The organism is Streptomyces sp. NBC_00390, assembly GCF_036057275.1.
GTDB lineage: Bacteria > Actinomycetota > Actinomycetes > Streptomycetales > Streptomycetaceae > Streptomyces.
In genome coordinates this window covers 7,472,674-7,492,195 of sequence record NZ_CP107945.1, presented here as the reverse complement: position 1 = coordinate 7,492,195, position 19,522 = coordinate 7,472,674, and the positions used below count along the sequence as shown (strand labels likewise).

Annotated in this window: 19 protein-coding genes and 1 pseudogene; 9 read left to right on the top strand and 11 right to left on the bottom strand. The window is 71.4% G+C overall.

Going from position 1 to position 19,522, the window contains the following annotated elements:
• Positions 1 to 11: 11 nt before the first annotated feature.
• The 7 genes from OHS70_RS33315 to OHS70_RS33285 are packed head-to-tail and all read right to left on the bottom strand — an operon-like array spanning position 12 to position 6,158.
• A complete protein-coding gene (locus OHS70_RS33315; RefSeq protein WP_328403682.1) occupies positions 12 to 794 on the bottom strand; it encodes an SDR family oxidoreductase in 783 nt (260 codons plus the stop codon).
• Positions 795 to 818: 24 nt separating this feature from the next.
• Positions 819 to 1,580, bottom strand: a complete 762-nt coding sequence (locus tag OHS70_RS33310) for an SDR family oxidoreductase (protein WP_328403680.1) — start codon at positions 1,578 to 1,580, stop codon at positions 819 to 821.
• Complete coding sequence (locus OHS70_RS33305; protein WP_328403678.1) at positions 1,573 to 2,094, bottom strand: cupin domain-containing protein; 522 nt, start codon at positions 2,092 to 2,094, stop codon at positions 1,573 to 1,575. Before OHS70_RS33305 ends, OHS70_RS33310 begins: the two co-directional genes overlap by 8 nt.
• Positions 2,095 to 2,120: 26 nt before the next feature.
• The gene (locus OHS70_RS33300; protein WP_328403676.1) at positions 2,121 to 2,903 is read right to left on the bottom strand and encodes an alpha/beta fold hydrolase; all 783 of its coding nucleotides are present in this window, start codon (positions 2,901 to 2,903) and stop codon (positions 2,121 to 2,123) included.
• Positions 2,900 to 3,697 (bottom strand): aspartate dehydrogenase domain-containing protein, encoded by a 798-nt coding sequence (locus tag OHS70_RS33295; RefSeq protein WP_328403674.1) that lies wholly within the window; start codon positions 3,695 to 3,697, stop codon positions 2,900 to 2,902. The genes OHS70_RS33300 and OHS70_RS33295 overlap by 4 nt, the downstream gene beginning before the upstream one ends.
• Positions 3,694 to 4,632 carry a VOC family protein gene (locus OHS70_RS33290; protein WP_328403672.1) on the bottom strand — a complete coding sequence of 313 codons (939 nt, stop codon included), beginning with the start codon at positions 4,630 to 4,632 and terminating at the stop codon, positions 3,694 to 3,696. Before OHS70_RS33290 ends, OHS70_RS33295 begins: the two co-directional genes overlap by 4 nt.
• Positions 4,633 to 4,673: 41 nt before the next feature.
• Positions 4,674 to 6,158, bottom strand: coding sequence for an aldehyde dehydrogenase (locus OHS70_RS33285; RefSeq protein ID WP_328403670.1), 1,485 nt, complete (start codon positions 6,156 to 6,158; stop codon positions 4,674 to 4,676).
• A 238-nt stretch (positions 6,159 to 6,396) separates the two neighbouring features.
• On the opposite strand from OHS70_RS33285, the gene OHS70_RS33280 reads away from it, so the two are divergent.
• Positions 6,397 to 7,761 carry an MFS transporter gene (locus OHS70_RS33280; protein WP_328403668.1) on the top strand — a complete coding sequence of 455 codons (1,365 nt, stop codon included), beginning with the start codon at positions 6,397 to 6,399 and terminating at the stop codon, positions 7,759 to 7,761.
• A gap of 72 nt (positions 7,762 to 7,833) precedes the next feature.
• Here OHS70_RS33280 and OHS70_RS33275 read toward each other — a convergent pair whose 3' ends face one another.
• Positions 7,834 to 9,126, bottom strand: a complete 1,293-nt coding sequence (locus OHS70_RS33275; RefSeq protein ID WP_328403666.1) for a TetR/AcrR family transcriptional regulator — start codon at positions 9,124 to 9,126, stop codon at positions 7,834 to 7,836.
• Positions 9,127 to 9,174: 48 nt separating this feature from the next.
• On the bottom strand, positions 9,175 to 10,350 hold the full coding sequence (locus OHS70_RS33270; protein ID WP_328403664.1) for an XdhC family protein: 1,176 nt from the start codon (positions 10,348 to 10,350) through the stop codon (positions 9,175 to 9,177).
• Positions 10,351 to 10,425: 75 nt separating this feature from the next.
• Here OHS70_RS33270 and OHS70_RS33265 point away from each other — a divergent pair, with 75 nt between their 5' ends.
• From OHS70_RS33265 to OHS70_RS33245, 5 genes and pseudogenes are all read left to right on the top strand, one after another.
• Positions 10,426 to 10,758 carry a hypothetical protein gene (locus OHS70_RS33265; protein ID WP_328403662.1) on the top strand — a complete coding sequence of 111 codons (333 nt, stop codon included), beginning with the start codon at positions 10,426 to 10,428 and terminating at the stop codon, positions 10,756 to 10,758.
• Positions 10,755 to 11,318: a (2Fe-2S)-binding protein gene (locus OHS70_RS33260; protein ID WP_328403660.1), complete on the top strand. Its 564-nt coding sequence runs from the start codon at positions 10,755 to 10,757 to the stop codon at positions 11,316 to 11,318. The genes OHS70_RS33265 and OHS70_RS33260 overlap by 4 nt, the downstream gene beginning before the upstream one ends.
• Positions 11,319 to 11,323: 5 nt before the next feature.
• Positions 11,324 to 12,466: pseudogene (locus tag OHS70_RS33255) on the top strand (xanthine dehydrogenase family protein molybdopterin-binding subunit); the annotation flags it as partial.
• A gap of 100 nt (positions 12,467 to 12,566) precedes the next feature.
• Complete coding sequence (locus tag OHS70_RS33250) at positions 12,567 to 13,715, top strand: xanthine dehydrogenase family protein molybdopterin-binding subunit (RefSeq protein WP_328403658.1); 1,149 nt, start codon at positions 12,567 to 12,569, stop codon at positions 13,713 to 13,715.
• Positions 13,716 to 13,730: 15 nt separating this feature from the next.
• On the top strand, positions 13,731 to 14,360 hold the full coding sequence (locus OHS70_RS33245) for an SRPBCC family protein (protein ID WP_328403656.1): 630 nt from the start codon (positions 13,731 to 13,733) through the stop codon (positions 14,358 to 14,360).
• A gap of 74 nt (positions 14,361 to 14,434) precedes the next feature.
• Here OHS70_RS33245 and OHS70_RS33240 read toward each other — a convergent pair whose 3' ends face one another.
• On the bottom strand, positions 14,435 to 15,232 hold the full coding sequence (locus tag OHS70_RS33240) for an HAD-IIA family hydrolase (protein WP_328403654.1): 798 nt from the start codon (positions 15,230 to 15,232) through the stop codon (positions 14,435 to 14,437).
• A gap of 142 nt (positions 15,233 to 15,374) precedes the next feature.
• Between OHS70_RS33240 and OHS70_RS33235 the strand changes: the two genes are divergently transcribed.
• Both OHS70_RS33235 and OHS70_RS39175 read left to right on the top strand, forming a co-directional pair.
• Entirely contained in the window at positions 15,375 to 15,746 is a 372-nt protein-coding gene (locus OHS70_RS33235; protein WP_328403652.1) for a hypothetical protein, read from the top strand.
• Between the two features lie 168 nt (positions 15,747 to 15,914).
• Entirely contained in the window at positions 15,915 to 16,034 is a 120-nt protein-coding gene (locus OHS70_RS39175) for an anti-sigma factor domain-containing protein (protein ID WP_443062688.1), read from the top strand.
• Positions 16,035 to 16,058: 24 nt separating this feature from the next.
• Here the strand turns inward: OHS70_RS39175 and OHS70_RS33230 are convergent, their stop codons facing one another.
• Entirely contained in the window at positions 16,059 to 17,492 is a 1,434-nt protein-coding gene (locus OHS70_RS33230; protein ID WP_328403650.1) for an amidase, read from the bottom strand.
• 269 nt (positions 17,493 to 17,761) lie between these two features.
• On the opposite strand from OHS70_RS33230, the gene OHS70_RS33225 reads away from it, so the two are divergent.
• Positions 17,762 to 19,501 (top strand): S8 family peptidase, encoded by a 1,740-nt coding sequence (locus tag OHS70_RS33225; RefSeq protein ID WP_328406084.1) that lies wholly within the window; start codon positions 17,762 to 17,764, stop codon positions 19,499 to 19,501.
• Positions 19,502 to 19,522 lie beyond the last annotated feature (21 nt).

Genomic DNA, 19,522 nt, shown 5'->3' with positions numbered 1-19,522 from the left:
GTGAGGTCTCCTCAGAGGATGGAGCGGCCGACGCCGCCGCACACGTCGATGGCCGTGCCGGTGATGTACGAGGCGCGGGGCGAGAGCAGCGACAGAATCGCGTACGCGACCTCCTCGGCCCGCCCGAGGCGGCCGAGCGCGATGCCGCGGTCGGCGGCGAGCTCCGCCTGCCACTCCTCGTAGGTCGTTCCGGAGCCGGCGGCCGCGTGACGGCGGGTCCACTGGCCGGTGTCGATCATCCCGAGACACACGGAGTTGACCCGGATGCCCTCGGGGGCGAGCTCTGCCGACAGGGACTTGGAGAGGTTGAGGATGCCGGCGCGGGCGGCGCCGGTCGTGATGAGGCGGGTCTCTGGCTGCTTGGCGAGCACGGCGTTGACGTTGACGACGCTTGCCGCGTCCGAGGCCTTGAGATGGGGACGGGCCGCGTGCAGCGGATTGAGCACACCGCAGAACTTGAGCTCCAGCTCGTCGCGCCAGTCCTCGGCCGTGGTCTCGTCGAGGCGCTTCATCCGGGACTGGCCGGCGTTGTTGACCAGCCCGTCGATGCCGCCGAACTCGGCGGCCACGCGGTCGGTGAAGCCGCGCACGGCGTGCGCGTCGCGTACGTCGCACACTCCCGTCAGCAGCCGGTCGCTGTCGATGACCGCAGCCGCTTTCGCGAGCCGGTCGGCGTCCCTGCCGCAGGCCGCGACGCGGGCGCCTTCGTCGATCAGGGCGCGGACCGTGGCCAGGCCGACGCCCGAGCTGCCGCCGGTGACCACGATGGTGCGGTCGGCGAGGCCCAGATCCATGGCAGTTGTCTCCTGTCGATCAGGTCAGTGCATGGTGAAGCCGCCGTTGACGGCGATCACCTGTCCGGTCAGATAGCGGGACTCCTCGCCGAGCAGGAAGGCGACGGTGCCGGTGAGGTCGTCGGGCTGCTGGGGGCGGGAGATGGCCCGGTTCATGCGGTAGAGGTCGTGGCGCTCGGCGGGCACGGTCGAGGTCGCCTCGCATTCGGTGAGGCCGGGCGCGACCGCGTTGACTGTGATGCCCTTGTCGCCGAGCTCCCGGGCCAGGGCCCGGGTCAGCGCGATCACCGCGCCCTTGGAAGCGACGTAGTGGGCGAGCCGGGGTGAGCCGTACAGGGCCGCGTCCGACGCTAGGTTGACGATGCGGCCGCCCGCGCCGTGAGCGAGGAGCTGCGGAAGCAGGGCCTTGGACACCAGCCAGGGGCTGCGGGCGTTGACCGCCATCAGCCGGTCCCACACCTTGACGTCGATGTCCTGGAACTCCTTGCCGCCCACGCCGTTGGCGAGGGCCGCGTTGTTGACCAGGCCGTGCAGAGGACCGAACTGCTCCGTGAAGGCGGCGAGTTCGTCCACCGAGGCCGGGTCGGCGACATCGCAGCGCACGAAGTGGGCTGCGATGCCCTCCGCGCGCAGCTGCCGCTCGGCGTCCTTGCCCCGCTGCTGCTCCAGCTCGGCGACGACGACGCGGAAACCGTCCGTGCCGGCCCGGCGGGCCATGGCCAGTCCCAGGCCACGGCCCGCCCCGGTGACGACGACCGTACGGACGTCCCCGCGTGGGTCAGTCACGGGTGACGCCGTGCATCGGCGAGTGCTCGGGGTACGTCGGCACCTGCGGCTTCTGCGTGCCGATGACGACGCAGAACAGGGCGTCGGTGTCGCCCTCGTTCTTCAGGGAACGGGCCACACCCGCCGGGACGACGATCATGTCGCGGTAGCCGAGGGTGCGGTACTCCACCTCGTCCGCGCCGCGGTGGATGCCGACCCGGACCCGGCCCTCGAGGACGAAGAAGGCCTCCTCCACGTCGTGGTGGGTGTGCTCGGGGCCCTCGGCGCCGGGCGGCAGCAGCATGTTGGAGAAGGTGAAGCCGCCGGACGGGATGATCCGGTTGTCACCCTCGTGGTTGCCGGTGGCACCGGAGCCGACGTAGCGGATCTGGGCACGGCGGTACTGGCCGCCGGCCTTGGACTGGAAGGCGAGTGTGTTCCAGTCGGGCTCGCGGGAGTCCTTGGTCGCGATCAGCGAGTCGGTGTATGCCGCGAGGTCGCCGCCGTTGTCGTACGCGGTGGTGGTGAGAGGCATGGTGAGCTCCTGTCCGGGAGGGGTGTTCATTCGGGGATGCGGTCCGCGATGCGGAGGTGGGAGAGCACCCAGGCGTTGAAGTGCGCGGGCTGCTCCTGGTTGGCCAGGTGACCGGCGTCCTTGACGATCACGTAGGCGGTCCGTTGAATGGCGCCGGCGATGGCCTGGGAGGCTTCGGTGCCGGTGATCCGGTCCTGGTCGCCGCACAGGACGAGGGTGGGAGCCGTGATCCGGGCCAGTTCGCCGCGCAGGTCGGCGGCGGCCATCGACTCGGCGGCGTAGGCGTAGCCGGGCAGGCGGACGGAGTCCGCCATGGTGTCGGTCACCCGCCGTACCAGGTCCTCGGATGCGCCTGCGGACACCAGGCGGGGTGCGCGCAGTTCGGCGAACGCCCGGGGACCGGCCTCGGCCAGCTCGGTGGCCCGGGCCCGCATGGCCGCCGCCTTCGCCGGGTCCGTGCCCGAGCCCGGGCTGGAGTCGGCCACGATCAGCGAGGCGACCAGCCCGGGATGGCGGACGGCGAGCCGCAGGGCGATCACCCCGCCCCAGGACACGCCCAGGGCATGGGCGCTCCCCCCGCGCTCGCGGATCAGCGCGGCGGCGGCGTCGGCGAAGTCGTCGAGCGTCAACGGGTCGGCCGGGTCGGCCGACTTGGCGTACCCCGGGGCGTCCCAGGCGACGACGCGTGCGTGGCGTCCCAGCTCGGCGAGCTGCGGCGCGAACGCGGCCGACGAGGAGCCGATCCCGTGCAGGCACAGCAGCAGCGGTCCCTGGTCCCCCGACTCCTCGATGTGCAGGCCGGCCGTCACAGGATCTGTCCCGTCCGCCCGGCCAGTGCCGCGAGACTGCGCAGCACCGCGTACGGCACGACCTGGCTGGTGGCCGGGTTGCCGGCGTCCGGCAGATGCGCGACGTCGAAGCGGTATGTCCCGTGGGCTCCCGACGCCTCGACGACATGCCGCGTGTGGTGGGCGCCGGGGTCGGCGACGACCCGGACCCGCACAGCGTCCAGGTCGCCGACGGCCAGGGCGACCGAGGCCGCGACGTTCGTCGATTTGGGGAACTTCACGGGAACGTCGCGCGCGCTGCCGGACATGACCTCGACCGGACCGGTCGCCGAGCGCATACGGGTCAGCAACTCCTCGTCCATCCAGGGCTGTTCGAGGGTGGCGGGCAGCTTGGTGGTGGTCAGCCGCACGTTGTGGAGCGGACCGAGGGAGCGTACGGCCTGAAGAAGGTCGAGGCCGCCGACGGCACCGCCGGTGAAGTACACCCGTCCCGGTCCGGCCGCGAGCAGCCGCTTGGCGAGGTCCTCGTCCGTCAGCGCGCCGGTCGAGGCGATCAGCAGATCGGTCCCGGCGGCGAGGACGCGCTCGCCCCACTCGCGGACGACGCCCTGCCCCGCCGCCTCGACGACAAGGTCGCAGCGCTCGAGGGCTTCGCCGAAGGTGACCTGCGGCGCGGGCGCGCTGTCACCGATCGGCCGGTTGTCGACGATGCACACCAACTCGGCGCCGGGCACGGACTGTTCGGCCAGCGCCGTGCCGACGACCCGGCCGATGGCGCCCCAGCCGACGACTCCGACCTTGCGGATGCGGGTCATGCCGGGACCTCCTGGGAAAGGGCGGCCGTGGAGAGCGGCCCAGGGTCGGGCGACCCGGCCATGTGGCAGCGGATCTCCTTGGAAGGTGCGCCCGCCGTGCCCCACAGGTCGGACAGTTCGGGGGTACGCCGCCACACCTTGGCGATCCAGCGGTCCTCGACCACCTGCGCGACCTCGGAGGTGTACTCGCAGACCAGGCCGGTCGGGTCGGTGAAGTAGGAGAAGGTGTTGTCGCCGGGTCCGTGCCGGCCCGGGCCCCACTGGGGGCTGACGCCGTGGTGCCGCAGCCGGCCGAGCCCTCGCATGAAGTGGTCGACCGAACTCATCTCGTACGCCACATGGTTGAGGGACGCCCACTCGGCCTGGTTGAAGGCGATGCAGTGGTGGTCGGCGTTGCAGCGCAGGAACGCCATCTGGTGCTCCGACCAGTCGGAGACGCGCAGACCCAGCACGTCGCAGTAGAAGGCGACGGAGGCGTCGATGTCGGTGGTGTTGAGCACGGCGTGGGTGACACCGACCGGCACGGCCTCGTCCCGGTCGCGCGGGGTGACGGCCCAGGTCTCGGCGGACAGCTCGATCAGCCGGCCCTCGTGGTCGGTGAAGCGCAGGCCGTAGCCGCCGCCGACCTGGTCGAGGCGGCCGGGTCCGGCTACGGGCGTGATGCCGCGGGCCAGCAGCCGGCGGGCCGCCTCGTCCACCTCGGCTGGGGTGGCGACGGCGAAGCTGATGCGGCCGAGACCGATGCGGTGCGAGCGGGTCAGCTGGAGCGCGTGGTGCTCCTCGCCGGTGCCGCGGAGCCAGACGGCGTCGTGCTGGGACTCCACGACCGCGAGGCCCCAGGCCTCGGCGTAGAAGTCGGCGGCCTCGCCGAAGGCCGGGGTGAGGAGCTCGACCGAGCGCAGGGCGCGCAGCCGGGCAATGGGGGGATGGGACATGACCGTCTCCAGAGGTACGAGGGGGATGGAGGAACGTCCGGCTATCCGGCCCAGGGCAGGGGCGTGCCGGAGGTGCTCCAGTACAGGGACTTCTGCCGCTGGTAGGCGCGGATCGCGTCCCGGCCCTTCTCGGTGCCGAGGCCGCTGTCCTTCATCCCGCTGAAGGGGGTGGAGATGCTGAACTGCTTGTAGGTGTTGATCCAGACCGTGCCCGCCTCGATGCGCCGCGCCAGCCGCCACGCGGCCCGGTGGTCGCGGGTCCAGATGCCGCAGGCCAGGCCGTACACGGAGTCGTTGGCCTGACGGACCAGGTCGTCCTCGTCGTCGTAGGGCAGTGCGATCAGCACCGGGCCGAAGATCTCTTCCTGGCACACCCGGGCGGTGTTGGGCAGCCCGTCGATGACCGTCGGGAGGTAGTACGCGCCGTGTGCGTACTCCTCTCCCTCGGGTGCGCCGCCGCCGCACAGCACCCGCCCGCCCTCCTCGCGGGCGAGGTCGACATAGGCGGCGACGGTGTCCCGGTGCCGGTGGTGGACGAGGGGACCGACCTGGGTGCCGGGGGCGGTGCCGGGACCGACGCGGAGCCCCCGCACCCGCTCGACCAGTTCGCCGACGAACTCGTCGTAGATCCCGCGTGCCACGAACAGCCGCGACCCGGCGATGCAGGACTGGCCGCTGGAGGAGAAGATCCCGTACATCACGCCCGCCAGGGCCTGCGGAACGTCGGCGTCGGCGCGGACGATCGTCGGGGACTTGCCGCCCAGTTCGAGGGAGGCGGGGATCAGCTTGGCGGCGGCGACGGCGGCGATGGACCTGCCGGTGTCCGTACCACCGGTGAATCCGATCCGGCGGACCAGCGGGTGGGTGACGACGGCGTCGCCGACCAGCCGTCCGCTGCCGGGCAGGACGGACAGCAGCGCCGTGGGCAGGCCGAACTCGGCCAGTGCCCGGGTGATCAACTGCCCCAGGGCGAGGGAGACCAGCGGGGTCCAGGCGGCCGGCTTGAGCAGGATCGCGTTCCCGGCCGCGAGCGCGGGGGCGATCTTCTGTGCGTCGCTGGCGACCGGCGAGTTCCACGGGTTGACGGCCGCGACGACGCCGATCGGCTCGTGCACACTCATCGTGACGTAGTCGCCGCGCGAAGGAGTGATCGTCTCCTCCGCCGTCTCGAGGGCCGCCGCGGTGTAGCGGAAGGTGGCGGCGGCGCTCAGCGCGAGCGCCTTGGTCTCGGCGAGGGTCTTGCCGGTGTCGGCGGTCTGCACGGCCGACAGCTCGTCCGCCGCCTCCTCTACGAGCTCCGCAATGCGGTGGAGCAGCTGGGCGCGCCGGTGGGGCAGCAGGTCCCGCCAGGCCGGGTCGGCCGCTGCCTGCGCTGCCGCGCGGGCGGCCTCGTCGACCTCCTCGACCGATGCGGTGTGGACGGTGGCGAGCACCCGGCCGGTGGCCGGGTCCACGGTCTCGACGGGGGCGCCCGCGCCGCGCCGCCACTGGCCCGCGATCAGGATGTCGGTGGTGAAGCGAGGCATGGCAGAACCTCCAGGCGGGGTGGTGTCTCTGAGCACTAGAAATCTAAGCGCTAAGACATCTCTCACGCAAGACCCTGCATGAGAGGATTCACCGGCAGTCCAGGCTGCATGTGATCAAGAGAGCCCGCCCCGCACCCCGGAGGCACCGATCCGAGATGTCTTTGCCATTAACCATTGACCGCTTAGATAACTGCTCCTACTGTCTCCGCAACTTCTCTGTTCGCGGAAGGAACCACTCATGACGACTGTGGCCGGCCGGCCCGCCGTGGCATCCATAGCCGCACGGCTCGAACGACTGCCTCACTCCCGCTGGCACGTCAAGGTCCGCTTCCTCATCGGCGCGGTCACTTTCTTCGAGGCGTTCGACCAACTGCTCGCCGCCTCCGCACTCCCCGTTCTGATGAAGGAATGGCATCTGACGACCGGTCAGGCCACCTTCGCCGTGACCGCGGGTTCGATCGGCATGCTCGTCGGCGCACTGGTCGCCGGCTGGCTGGGCGACCGGATCGGCCGGGTGCGGACCGTCGCGCTGGGGGTCGCCGTCACCGCGCTCGCGAGCCTCGCCGTCGCCTTCTCCACCGGCATCGAGATGTTCGCGCTCTTCCGCTTCGTACAGGGTCTGGGCATCGGCGGCGTCGTGCCGGTCGCCGCCACGTACATCAACGAGATCGCACGCTCGGACCGCCGCGGCCGCTTCGTGCTGCTCTACGAGATGATCTTCCCGGCCGGTCTGGCCGCGGCAACACTGGTCGCCGTATGGGTGGTTCCCAACCTGGGCTGGCGGGCGATGTTCGTGATCGGCGCGCTGCCCGTCCTGATCGCGGCCGCGCTCCCCAAGCACGTCGTCGAGTCCCCGCGCTGGCTGATGGCGCGCGGCCGGACCGAGGAGGCCGAGCGGGTGATCGCGCAGATCGAGGCGGAGGTCGTCCGTTCCTCGGCCGCGCCGCTGCCGGAGGCCGCCACCGGCACGGCCGAGGAGAGCTCCCAGGGAGGTCTGCGGGAGCTGTTCAGGGGCAGGTACCTGCGGCGTACCGCGGTGGTGTCGGGTCTGTGGTTCGTCGCGTACTACGTCAACCACGGCATCTCGACCTGGCTGCCGTCCCTCTACACCAAGAACTTCGGTCTCGACCTGACGACCGCTCTCACCTACACCCTGCTCAGCAATGTCACCGGACTGCTCGGCACGTTCATCGTCGCGCTCGTGATCGACCGGGTGGGCCGCCGCCCCGCGCTGGTGGCCGCGCTCGGCGGATCCGCACTCGCGCTCGGCACGCTCGCCCTGACCGGAGCCGTCTCCGGCGGCCAGGTGGCGATCTTCGCCTCTTGCACGACGTTCTTCGTCTACGCGATCAACGCCGGGCTCTACCTCTACTCCCCCGAGCTGTATCCGACGCGGAACCGGGCGAAGGGCGCCGCGTTCGGCGGACTGTGGAACCGCCTCGGTGTCATCCTCGGACCGATCACGGTCGGCGCGATCCTCGGGGCGGGCGGCAGCCTCACCCTGGTCTTCGCCCAGCTCGCTTGCGTGGCGGTGGTGGGCGCGGTCATCGCGCTGTTCGCCGTGGAGACGAAGGGCAAGACGCTGGAGGAGCTCAACTCCTGAGCTGCCACCGGCATCCGGCGCGCGCCGCGCGGGTTCCCCGTTCCGCCGCACAGGCGGAACGGGGAACCCGTTTCACTTCTGCGGTCCGGAGGGCTTCGGCGACCGGCCCAGTGCGTCGAGCAGCCCGGCGAGCTGCCGCCGCTCGGTGATGCCGAGCCCGGCGAGCATCTCCCGTTCGCCCGCCTCACGGGCCGCTGCCATCCGGCCGGCCAGGTCGAGGCCCGCCGGGGTGAGGCGCAGATGAACGATCCGCCGGTCCCGGCCGTCGCGCTCCCGCTCGATCAGACCTGATTCCACCAGACGGTCCGCCTGCATCGTGAGACCGCCCTGGCTCACCTGGCCGGCAGCCGCGACCTCGCCCATGGTGCGGCGATACGGAGCGCCCGCCCGGCGGAGCGCGTTGAGCACGTCGAAGGCGGCCGGGCTGATGCCGTACTGCTTCGCAATACGGCCGATCAGCGACTGGTGGTGCTGGAAGCAGCTGCTCAGCCCGTCGAAGACGGCGCCGACAGGCACGGAAGGGGCGGGCACAGGCTCGGTCGCGGACGCACCGGCGGGCTCCGGCGCAGGCCCGGCGGCGGACGCGGGCCTCTCGGCGCCGGAGCCGGCGCCGAACGCGTACGGTTCGGCGTCCGCCCCACTGCGGGATCCGGCCTGCGTCATGGGGACAACGGCTTCGGCGGTCCCGGGCCGGCCTGCCGACCACACACGCCTGCCCGTCATGGCGGTCACGAGGGCATCGGCGAGCGCCGGTTCCAGCGCCGCCTTGGGTACGGAGCGAGCCGGCTCGTGGGCGAACATGTACCGCTCCATGATCACGCCGAACAGGATGCTGCGGACCATGGCGGCCCGGACCTCGGCCTCGGGTGAGTCACCCAGGAGGCGGCGGAGGGGCTCGCCCACCTGCTGGTCCAGGATCGTGCGGAACAGCGCGGCGCTGGGCGCGTGATCGAGTGCCGAGCGGATCAGCGCGGGCCACGGATCATGGGCGGGCAGCCGCTCCCAGCGCTCAAGATACGCGTGGGCGAGGGCCTGCGGGAGCCGTGCCAGGTCGTTCCCGGCGGCTTCCAGCACGTCCGCGGCCAGACCGGTACGGCCGGCGACCGCCTCGTGGAACAGCCCGTCCTTGGTACCGAAGTACGCCATGACCAGGCCGGGGGTCACGCCCGCCTCGGCGGCGATGGCCCGGATGCCGGCCCCCGCGTAGCCCTGCGCGGCGAACAGCCGCCGGGCGGCGTCCAGTACGGCCCGGCGGTTGCCCTCGGGGTCGTGGGCGCGGCCACGACGTGACCGTGAGTCCGTGGCGGCCCCGTCTGCCGGGGCTCTCCCGGCACCTGAGCCAGGTGTCTTGCGTTCGGAATCCACATGGCTCACATTAAACGAGTGTTCAGAAAAACAGTCGTTCAAAAACGCTCACGCACCGTGGACAGGCCCGAGACGGTCGGTGAGCGGCAGGCCGCTGCCGCCACGGCGGGCCGCGATGATCTCCGCGGCGATGGACACCGCGGTCTCCTCCGGCCCCAGCCCGCCGAGATCCAGGCCGATCGGCGAGCGCAGCCTGGTCAGTTCGGCCTCGGTGAGTCCCGCTTCCGCAAGTCGCGCGAGCCGGTCCTCGTGCGTACGCCTGCTGCCCATGGCCCCCACGTATCCTGCCGGGCTGCGCAGGGCCAGTTCCAGCAGCGGTACGTCGAACTTGGCGTCATGGGTGAGCACACAGACCGCCGTGGTCGGGCCGATCAGGTCCAGGTGGGCGGCGAACCACCGGTGCGGCCGGTCGACGACGACCTCATGGGCGTCGGGGAAGCGCTCACGGGTGGCGAACGCGGGTCGGGCGTCGCACAGGGTCACGCGATGACCGAGCAGGGCTCCGACCCGGGTCAGCGGGCGGGCGAACTCGGCCGCGCCGAACACCAGCAGCCGTGGCGGGTCCGCGAACGACTGCACCAGAATCTCGCAGTCGGGGGCACAGCCGCCGCGGGCCGCGTGGGCATCGCCCCCGCGGTCCACGAGCGCCGCGTCACCGCCGTCCACGTGCGTATCGCCCCCGCCGTACAGGGCTCCAGTCCGCACCGTCCCGCTCGCACCCCTGGCCAGCATGGCGTGCGCGGCCCGCGCGGCGGCACGGTCCAGCCCCGCCTCCCCGAGCGTCCCGGTCACCCCATCGGCGCCGACCGCGATGCTCGCTCCCACCCCGGAGCCCGCCCCTGCCACGACCGTCACCAGCGCAACCGGCACACCCGCCGCGAGATCGGCGGACACCCGGCCGAGGGGGGCCTCGGGACCCATCGCGCGAACGAAGACCTCGATCGTTCCGCCGCAGGTCAGCCCGACCGCGAACGCGTCGCCGTCGCCGACGCCGTACTCCTCGCGGACCGGACCGGATCCTGCCAGCACATCCTCCGCGACTGCGCACACGGCCGCTTCGACACAGCCGCCGGACACACTGCCGACCACCTTGCCGTCGTCCGAGACGAGCATCGAGGCGCCGGCCGGGTGCGGGGCGGAGCCCCAGGTCCGAACGACGGTCGCCATCGCGAACGCGGTCGCCGACCGCTGCCATGCTGCGGCCTGGTCCAGCACGTATCTCATGTCACCCACCTCGAATCCGCGTCACCCTCTTGCCAAGAATAAACTTCAGCATAAATCATTTCAGGTGTTAGATAGATGTCGTACCGAAGGGAACTGACCCGCCGGCACGGCGACTTCGCCACCATCGGTGTCGCGCTCGTACTCGACCGTGCGCCCGGCACCAGCACGGTCCGCGGCGCCCGGGTGGTCTTCTGCGGGGCAGGCCCGGTCCCCGTGCGGCTGCGCGCCGCCGAGGACGCGCTGCTCGGCACGGACGCGGGCGAGCCCGCGGTCCGCGCCGCGGCCGAGACCGTCCTCACCCGGCTCACCCCCACCGACGACATCCACGCCACCGCCGTCCACCGGCGTGAAGCCGCCGCCCATCTTCTCGTCCGTGCCTGTACCTCCGCCTGGGAGCGCTGTTCATGACCACCTCAGTCCCCTCCTCCGCTTCTCCCGCTCCAGCGGTCCGCCCCACGGCCGTTCGCACGCCTCCACTGGCCGAACCTTCCGGCTGGCACGAGATACGGCTCACCGTGAACGGCGACCGGATCGCCTGCCAGGTGGAGTCCCGGCTGCTGCTCAGCGACTTCCTGCGGGACCGCCTGGGTCTCACCGGCACCCATGTCGGCTGCGAGCACGGCGTGTGCGGCGCGTGCACGGTCCTGCTGGACGGCGCACCGGTGCGCTCCTGCCTGACTCTCGCCGCCCAGTGCGAGGGCGCCGACATCCGCACCGTCGAGAGCCTTGCCCCCGGCGACGCCCCCCTTACTGCGGTGCAGCGCGCCTTCCACGAGTGCCACGGCATGCAGTGCGGCTTCTGCACACCGGGCTTCGTCATGACGACGACCGCTCTGACCGAGCAGGCCGGACGGCCGGCCGGACCGGAGGTCGCCGACGCCCTCAGCGGCCATCTGTGCCGCTGCACCGGCTACCGCAACATCCGCCGTGCCGTGTGCCAGGCACTCGACGAGCGTTTCGGGGCGTGAGCCACATGTCCCACGACGAGCCCCCCGGCTATGTCGGCCGGTCCGTCCCGCGCGTCGAGGACGAGCGGCTGCTGCGCGGCAACGGCCGTTACGTGGACGACATAGCCCTTCCCGGCTGCGTCGAGGCCGCGTTCCTGCGCAGCCCGCAGGCCCACGCGCGCATCGAGTCGGTGGACGTCGGTGCCGCCCTCGACGCCCCCGGCGTGGTCGCCGTCTGGACAGGCGCCGATGTGGCAGGGCTGGCACCCATGCTCAACAAGGAGGAGCTGCGCACCCCGCCCGGTCTCGCCGCGCTTCTGGACCCTCTGGTCCGGATGACGCCCATGCCCCTGCTCGCCGCCGACAAGGTCAGATACGTCGGCCAGCCCGTCGCCGTCGTGTTCGCCGAGAACCGCTACCTCGCCGAGGACGCCCTCGAACTCATCGACGTCCGCTACTCCGCGCTGCCCGTCACCGTGAACCCGGAACAGGCCCTTTCCCCCGAAGCGGCCCTGGTCCACGAGGAGTTCGGTGACAACGTCGCGGTCGCGGTGGCCACCAGGGTCGGCGATCCGGACGAGGCGTTCGCCACCGCGCATGCCGTGGTGAGCGAGGAGTTCCAGGCACACCGCTATGTCGCGTCGCCGATCGAGACCCGCGCGATCTCGGCCCAAGTCGACCCGTACAGCGGCAGGTTGACCGTCTGGTCCGGTACGCAGACCCCGCACCGGCTGCGCGAGGCGATCGCCCACACGCTCGGCCTGGACGCCGGGACGGTGCGCGTCATCGCCACCGATGTGGGCGGCGGCTTCGGCCAGAAGGGCATCCTGTACGTCGAGGAGCTGCTGGTCCCGTACGCGGCGCGGGTGCTCGGGCGTCCCGTGCTGTGGCGCGAGGACCGGGGCGAGAACCTCACCGCCTCCTCGCACGCCCGTGAGCAGATCCATCGCATCGAGCTCGCCGCGGACGCCGATGGCCGCCTCCTCGGTGTGCGCGACCGGATCATCGTCAACTTCGGCGCGTACAACATGACCGGTCTGGTCGTGCCGTACAACTCGCTGTGTCATCTGCTGGGCCCTTACCGGGTACCGAACGCCGACATCGACGTCGTCGGCGTGCTGACCAACACCACGTTCGCGACTCCGTACCGCGGTGCGGGGCGCCCCGAGGCGGTGTTCGCGATGGAGCGGGCGATGGACCGGCTCGCCGACCGGCTCGCCATGGAACCCCGCGGAGCTACGGGCACGCAACGTGGTGCGGCCCTAGGAGATGCCGTACCGGACGGGCCTGGTGGACCGCTCGGGCAAACCGCAGTCGTACGACTCCGGCGACTTTCCCGAACTGCTCCGCCGGGCCGCCGCCAAGGTGAACGTGCCCGAAGTCCGCGCCCGCCAGCGCGACGGCGCGCGGAACGGCAGGCGTGTGGGTGTCGGGTTCGCCATGTACATCGAGGCGACCGGCCTCGGCCCGTTCGAGACCGCCCGCATCGACATAGCGCCCGACGGCCGCGTCCGACTCGCCATCGGTACGCCGTCTCAGGGCCAAGGCCACCGGACCTCCATGGCGCAGATCGCCGCGGACGCGATCGGAGTGCCGCTCGACATCATCGACGTGGTCGGCGGGGACACCGACGCGACCCCGTTCGGTGTCGGCACCATCGCGAGCCGGGCCCTGGTCAACGCGGGGAACGCCACGCACCGCGCCGGCCGGCTCGTGCGCGAGAAGGCCGTCGACGCCGCCGCCCGCCGGCTCGGCGTGCCGGCGGACAGCCTCGATCTGCACGACGGAGTCATCGCTCCCAGGACGGCCGACGGCCCGTCGCTCACGCTCGCCCAGCTGGCAGGGCAGGCCCCACTGCCGGGAACTCCCGAGCCGACCGACGGCCGGCACGGCACCGAGCTCAGCGAGACGGTCCACTTCCGGCCGCCGGGCTTCGCGGTCGCGAGCGGCGCCCATGCGGCCGTGCTCGAGGTCGACGAGCACACGGGAGAGATCGAGATCCTGCAGTACGCGGTCGTCCACGACGCGGGCGTCATCGTCAACCCGCTGATCGCCGAGGGGCAGGTCACCGGAGGCGTCGCCCAGGGCATCGCCGGAGCGCTGTACGAGGAGATGGTCTACGGCCCCGACGGCCAGCCTCGCACCGCCACCTACATGGACTACCTGGTGCCGACCTCGTCGGAGATCCCGGACCTTGACATGGACGAGCTGTTCACCCCGAGTCCCATGAACGACCTCGGCGTCAAAGGACTCGGCGAAGGCGGCGCGATCGCCCCGCAGGCCGTGCTCGCGGGCGCCCTCGAGGACGCGCTGCGCCCGCTCGGCGTGGTCGTCCGACGCGGCCCTCTCTCGCCGAGCCGGGTGCGCGACCTGATCCGTACGGCTGCCCGGGACCAAGAGCCCGGCTCGCACCCCTGACGATTGGACATCCCCATGCAACTCGACCACTCCTTCACCGTCCCGGCCACGCCCGACGATGCCTGGAAACTCTTCCTCGACCTCCGCCGCGTCGCCCCTTGCATGCCGGGCGCGCTCCTCAACATGCTGGACGGCGACCGGTTCACCGGCCGGATCAAGGTCAAGATCGGTGCGGTGCAGATGAGTTACCGCGGCGAGGGCACCGTGACCCGGGACGAGCCCGGCCGCACCCTCGTCCTCGACCTCAGCGGGAGCGAGGCCAGGGGCGCCGGCACGGCAGCGGCCCGGGTCGTCGCCGCTGTCACGGCCGATCCTGCGGACCCGGCCGGTACCCGCGTCCGGGTGCTCACCGAGCTCGACATCACAGGCAGGCCGGCGCAGTTCGGGCGCGGCATCATGGCGGAGGTCGGCGACCGGATCGTCCGGCAGTTCGCCTCCGGACTGGAGGAGTTGCTGCGCAGTCCGGCGGACGCGTACACCGGCTCAGGCACGCCCCGATCCGGCATCCCGGCGGCGGCCGAACCGGAGGCGGCGGACCTGGGAGCCGCTGTGCTGCCGGTCCTTCTGCGGAAGACGGCCGTCCCCGCAGCCGCCGTGATCGTCGCCGTACTTCTGGTCCGCGCGCTGCGCCGGCGCTCACGCTGACGGCACGCCGGACGGCCGCCTCCCGGACCGTGTGGAGGGTCCGGGAGGCCGCCGCGGAGCGAAGCGGCGCCGGGTCAGCGGCCCAGGCGCTGGAGGAGACCGGGCAGATAGGCGAAGGAGTCCAGTACATGGTCCGGTTCGCCGGGTGCGGCCCGATGGGCCTCGGGCAGGTACTTGCCGGTCCTGACGAGGACGCCGGTGATGCCGTGGCGCTGGGCGCCGAGCACATCGGACTCGATGTCGTCCCCGATCATCAGCGCCTGCGAGGCGCCGGCCCCGAGATGGGCGAGGGCCGTGGCGAAGAACGGTTCCGCGGGCTTGCCGATCACTTCCGCCTCGACGCGCGCCGCTCGCTCGAGGCCCGCCAGGAAGGCGCCCGTGTCGAGCTGCAGACCCGTTGCCGTACGCCAGTACAGGTTGCGGTGCATGGCGACGAGGCGGGCCCCGCGCTGGATGTGGGCGAAGGCCGAGTTGAGGGCCGCGTAGTCGAACTCCGGTCCGGCGCCGCCGACGAGGATCACATCCGGCACCGCGGCCGGGTCGTCGAGATCCACCAGGGTGACGCCGGCGAGGTCCTCCTGGATGTCCCCACTGTTCAGCAGCGCGCACCGGGCCCCCGGACAGTGCTCGGCGAGGTAGGTGGCCGCCACTACGGGAGCGGTGAAGATGTCGCCCTCGGTGACGGGGAACCCGGCGTCGGCCAGGGCTGCCGCGATGGACGCCCTCGTGCGCGAGGTGGTGTTGGTCAGCAGCGCGAGGGGGATGTCCGCCTCACGCAGGCGCTCCATGGCTTCGACGGCACCCGGCAGTGGTTTCCAGGACACCGTGAGCACACCGTCGATATCGATCAGGACAGCGGCGACCCGTTGCATGGGGTGACCGTACCCGGGGATCCAGGCCGGACCAAGTAGCCAGATTTGCACTTTTTCTCCCCTGGCAACCATCCGGATCGGCGCCGGCTGCGAATCGCTTGTGTCATACCGCCCACACAGGAATTTGGAGGAGGTGGGGAACATGACAGCTCCCGTCCGGATCAAGCGCCTGGTCGCCGGCTTCGCCGCGACCGGACTGCTGGCCGGTGGTGCCGCTCTCGGCGCCGCCGCTCCCGCTGCCGCCGCCCCGGCGCCCACGGCCGCGACCGTCTCGAGCGTCCTCGACAGCCGGTGCACCTGGGAGAAGGGCCACTGGGAAAAGAGGTGGCACATGGCCTTCAAGGCACACCACAAGGTCTGGCACAAGGGTTACTTCGAGCGGCCCGGCGACTGGCACCAGGGTTTCGTGATCCACGAGGGCCGGCACCACACGGGCCACCCGTTCTGGGAGAAGACCCACGGGCACTTCGAGATGAAGTGGGTCAAGGGCCACTGGGACTGCAACAGCCGCTGACCCCTGACCGGCCGGCTTCCCCCCGGCCGGACGGTGAGGGCCCTGCGACGCGGGACCTCACCCCTGTTTCCTCCGCCGTTCTTCACGATCAAGCCCCCACGACCAAGCCCTCCGCGACCACGTCCTCTGCGTCCGGCCGCCCTGCCGGCCGGCACCGGCGAGCAGCAGATGCGTGTCCTTCGCGGCCCGGTCGGCAGTGCAACGGCCATCGGCATCACCGTCGAGCCCGAGGGCGGCTCACCGCAGCCCACGGGCAAGCCCCTCGGCACGATCCCCATCCCGGCCTGACCCGGCCGCGCCGCCTCTCGGCCGTCACCAGACGGAGGGACGGCGGTGTGCCCAGGGCCTGGCGGCCTCCAACTGGGCGGAGAGGGAAATGAGGGTGGAGTCGTCGCCGTAGCGGCCGCCCAGCATCACTCCGATCGGCAGGCCCTCCTCCGTCCAGTGCAGGGGAACGCTGACAGCCGGCTGCCCGGTGACGTTGTACAGGGGGGTGAACGGTGTGAACGCCGCCAGCCCTTCGAACTCGGCCGACGGGTCGCTGTCGTCCCGCAGGCCGCCCACCAGGGCGGGCGGCTGCGCCAGCGTCGGCGTGAGAATGACGTCGTACGCCGACAGCAGGGCGTCCGCGACCAGCTGCCCGAAAGCACGGAAGGTGTACAGGGCCTGCGCGAAGTCGGTGCCGCTCACCTGCCGTCCGGCCGCCCGCAGATGCCGGGTGAGCGGCATGAGCAGCTCTTCCCGCTCCGGCGGAACGGGGTTGACGGTGGCCATCACCGTCCAGATGTGCCCGAAGGCCTCCCGCAACTGGTCCCCCACCGGCAGTTCGATCTCCTCCACCTGGTGGCCCAGATCGCGCAGCAGCCCGGCGGCCCCGTCGTAGGCCGCCCGGCAGTCGGGATGCAGTTCCACGCCGTCCAGCGGCGGGGCGGCCAGGGCGATCACCTTCAACGGCCCCGGCTCGCGTCCCGCGGCGGACAGGAAGGTTTCGCCGGGCGGCAGCGACGGTGCGCCGTACGGATCGCCGGGCATCGGGCCGGAGAGCACGTCGAGCAGCGCGGCCGCGTCGGCCACGGTGCGGGCGAGCGGGCCGGAGGTACTCAGGCCGCTCACATCGTGCAGCGTCGGTCCCGCGCTCACCCGGCCACGGCTCGGCTTGACGCCGAAGAGTCCGCACACGGATGCCGGGATACGGATGGAACCGCCTCCGTCGGAAGCGTGCGCCAGCGGTGCGAGACCGGCGGCCACGGCCGCGGCCGCGCCGCCCGACGAGCCTCCGGCCGAACGCTGCGGATCCCACGGAGTACGGGCGGGCGCAGCGAGGCGGTTCTCGGTGTAGCAGGGCAGTCCGAACTCCGGGGTGTTGGTCTTGCCGAGCATCACCGTCCCGGCGTTGCGCAACAGGGTGACCACGTGGTCGTCCACGTCCGGCGTGAAGTCGGCGAACGCCTGCGATCCGCGCGTACAGCGCACACCGGCGACGAAGTTCAGGTCCTTCACCGGTACGGCCACCCCGTGCAGCGGGCCCAGCCGAACGTCCTCACGCCGCGCGGTCAGGGCCGCGGCCTCGGCCTCGGCCGCCTGCTTGCGGGCGAGTTCGGGGGTGACGGTGAGGAAGGCCCCGAGGGTTTCGTCGAGTTGGTCGATCCGCTCGAGATAGTGCTCGGTGAGTTCGGTCGGCGACACGGTGCCCGAGCGCACCGCGTCCGCCTGTTCCAGCGCTGTCAGATCGTGCAGCTCGGCCATGGCCCGCCGCCCCTTCCCCTCGCCCGGCAACCGGTGCCGATCCTTGCACTACTGCGCGGTAACCGCCAGGCGTCGGGCGGGACCGGAACCGGTCGCGCCTGTGGCTGCCGGACGAACAGTCGGGCAGGGCAAGACACTTCCCTTGACGGGCGGGTGTCTGAGATCTTGCCTCGACCACTTTTTGACATGACCCGGCCGGTGCCACGAGCGCCGCCGGGTTTTCGGAGGACGCATTGCTTCCCTTCATATCCAGCCGGCTGAGACGCTCCATGGCGGCCGCCGCGCTCGGAACGGCTGTCGCGCTCATGGCCCCCACGGGTCTCGCCGAGGCCGCTCCCTCCTCACCGTCGTCTTCGTCATCGTCGTCGTCCTGGGCCGCAGGCACCCGTGCCTATCTGGTCATCACCGCGCCGGGTGACACCTCGGCCGTGCGGACGGCGGTCACGAACAACGGGGGCACCGTATTCGCGCACCACGACGCAATCGGCGTGATCGTGGCCCACTCGGCGTCCACGTCCTTCGCCGGCACCATGCGGGGGGTCAGTGGTGTGCAGCAGGTCGGCGCGACCCGGACCTCGGACGTGCCCGCCGACGCTTATGACCCGGCTCTGCCGGCGAGCCCGGCACAGACTCCCACCACGCTGACGGAGTCCAACCGCTGGGACATGACGCGTATCAAGGCCGACCAGGCCTGGGCCGTGACGACCGGTTCGTCCACCGTGAAGGTGGGCGTGCTCGACACCGGGGTGGACGACCAGCACCAGGACATCGCGCCGAACTTCAACGCGGCCGACTCCGTCTCGTGCGCCTACGGCAAGGCGGACACCCGTGCCGGTGCCTGGCGCGACGTCGGCGAGCACGGCACGCATGTCGCGGGGACGATCGCGGCCGCCAAGAACGGCAAGGGCGTCATCGGCGTCGCGCCGGGCGTGAAGATCTCCTCCGTCCGCATCGCCGAGCCGGACACCAGCATGTTCTTCGCCGAGAACACCATCTGCGGATTCATGTGGGCCGGTGACCACGGCTTCAAGGTCACCAACAACAGCTACTACACCGATCCGTGGATGTTCAACTGCCCGGACAACGTGGACCAGGCGGCCATCATCGAGGGCGTCAAGCGCGCCCAGGCGTACGCCGAGGGCAAGGGCTCCCTGCAGGTGGCCGCCGCCGGCAACTCGAACTACAACCTGGCGAACAAGACGACCGACTCCTCGAGTCCCAACGACTCGACCCCGGTCACCCGCACCATCACCAACGCCTGCATCGACATCCCGACCGAGCTGCCCGGCGTCGTCACCGTCGCCTCGATGGGCAACGGCAACGTGAAGGCGTCGTACTCCAACTTCGGCAACAGCGTCATCGACGTCGCGGCGCCCGGCGGCGACGGGGCATCGGGGGTGTACTCGACGCTTCCCGGCGGCAAGTACGGCAACATGAACGGCACTTCGATGGCGTCACCGCACGTCGCCGGAGTGGCCGCGTTGCTGGCGAGCGTCAATCCGGCGTACACGCCGGCGGACATCCGGGCCAAGCTGGGCGAGCAGGCCACGGACATCGCCTGCCCGTCCGACAGCCGGTGCACGGGCACCACGGCCAGGAACGCCTTCTTCGGCGAGGGCCAGGTCGACGCGCTGAAGGCGGTCGAGGGCAGCACTCCGCCGCCCGGGAAGTACTTCGAGAACCTCGCCGACGTGACCATCGCGGACAACGCCACCGTGGACAGCCCGATTCCGGTCACCGGCGTCACCGGCAACGCCCCGGTCGCCCTCAAGGTCGGCGTGAACATCAAGCACACGTACCGCGGTGACCTCGTGGTCTCTCTCGTGGCCCCCGACGGCACGGTGTACCCGCTGGAGGACTTCCCGAACAGCGACAGCGCCGACGACGTGAACAAGACCTACACGGTCAACGCCTCGTCCGAGGCGGCGAACGGCACCTGGAAGCTGCGCGTACGCGACATCGCCTCCCAGGACGTCGGCAGGATCGACGCCTGGAACCTCACCTTCTAGGAACGACGGATCGACGGCCGG

Coding starts and splice junctions, on each gene's coding strand:
- OHS70_RS33315 (WP_328403682.1), bottom strand. CDS start 794: ATGGATCTGGGCCTCGCCGACCGCACCATCGTGGTCACCGGCGGCAGC.
- OHS70_RS33305 (WP_328403678.1), bottom strand. CDS start 2,094: ATGCCTCTCACCACCACCGCGTACGACAACGGCGGCGACCTCGCGGCA.
- OHS70_RS33295 (WP_328403674.1), bottom strand. CDS start 3,697: ATGACCCGCATCCGCAAGGTCGGAGTCGTCGGCTGGGGCGCCATCGGC.
- OHS70_RS33290 (WP_328403672.1), bottom strand. CDS start 4,632: ATGTCCCATCCCCCCATTGCCCGGCTGCGCGCCCTGCGCTCGGTCGAG.
- OHS70_RS33285 (WP_328403670.1), bottom strand. CDS start 6,158: ATGCCTCGCTTCACCACCGACATCCTGATCGCGGGCCAGTGGCGGCGC.
- OHS70_RS33280 (WP_328403668.1), top strand. CDS start 6,397: ATGACGACTGTGGCCGGCCGGCCCGCCGTGGCATCCATAGCCGCACGG.
- OHS70_RS33270 (WP_328403664.1), bottom strand. CDS start 10,350: ATGAGATACGTGCTGGACCAGGCCGCAGCATGGCAGCGGTCGGCGACC.
- OHS70_RS33265 (WP_328403662.1), top strand. CDS start 10,426: ATGTCGTACCGAAGGGAACTGACCCGCCGGCACGGCGACTTCGCCACC.
- OHS70_RS33260 (WP_328403660.1), top strand. CDS start 10,755: ATGACCACCTCAGTCCCCTCCTCCGCTTCTCCCGCTCCAGCGGTCCGC.
- OHS70_RS33250 (WP_328403658.1), top strand. CDS start 12,567: ATGCCGTACCGGACGGGCCTGGTGGACCGCTCGGGCAAACCGCAGTCG.
- OHS70_RS33245 (WP_328403656.1), top strand. CDS start 13,731: ATGCAACTCGACCACTCCTTCACCGTCCCGGCCACGCCCGACGATGCC.
- OHS70_RS33240 (WP_328403654.1), bottom strand. CDS start 15,232: ATGCAACGGGTCGCCGCTGTCCTGATCGATATCGACGGTGTGCTCACG.
- OHS70_RS33235 (WP_328403652.1), top strand. CDS start 15,375: ATGACAGCTCCCGTCCGGATCAAGCGCCTGGTCGCCGGCTTCGCCGCG.
- OHS70_RS39175 (WP_443062688.1), top strand. CDS start 15,915: ATGCGTGTCCTTCGCGGCCCGGTCGGCAGTGCAACGGCCATCGGCATC.
- OHS70_RS33230 (WP_328403650.1), bottom strand. CDS start 17,492: ATGGCCGAGCTGCACGATCTGACAGCGCTGGAACAGGCGGACGCGGTG.
- OHS70_RS33225 (WP_328406084.1), top strand. CDS start 17,762: ATGGCGGCCGCCGCGCTCGGAACGGCTGTCGCGCTCATGGCCCCCACG.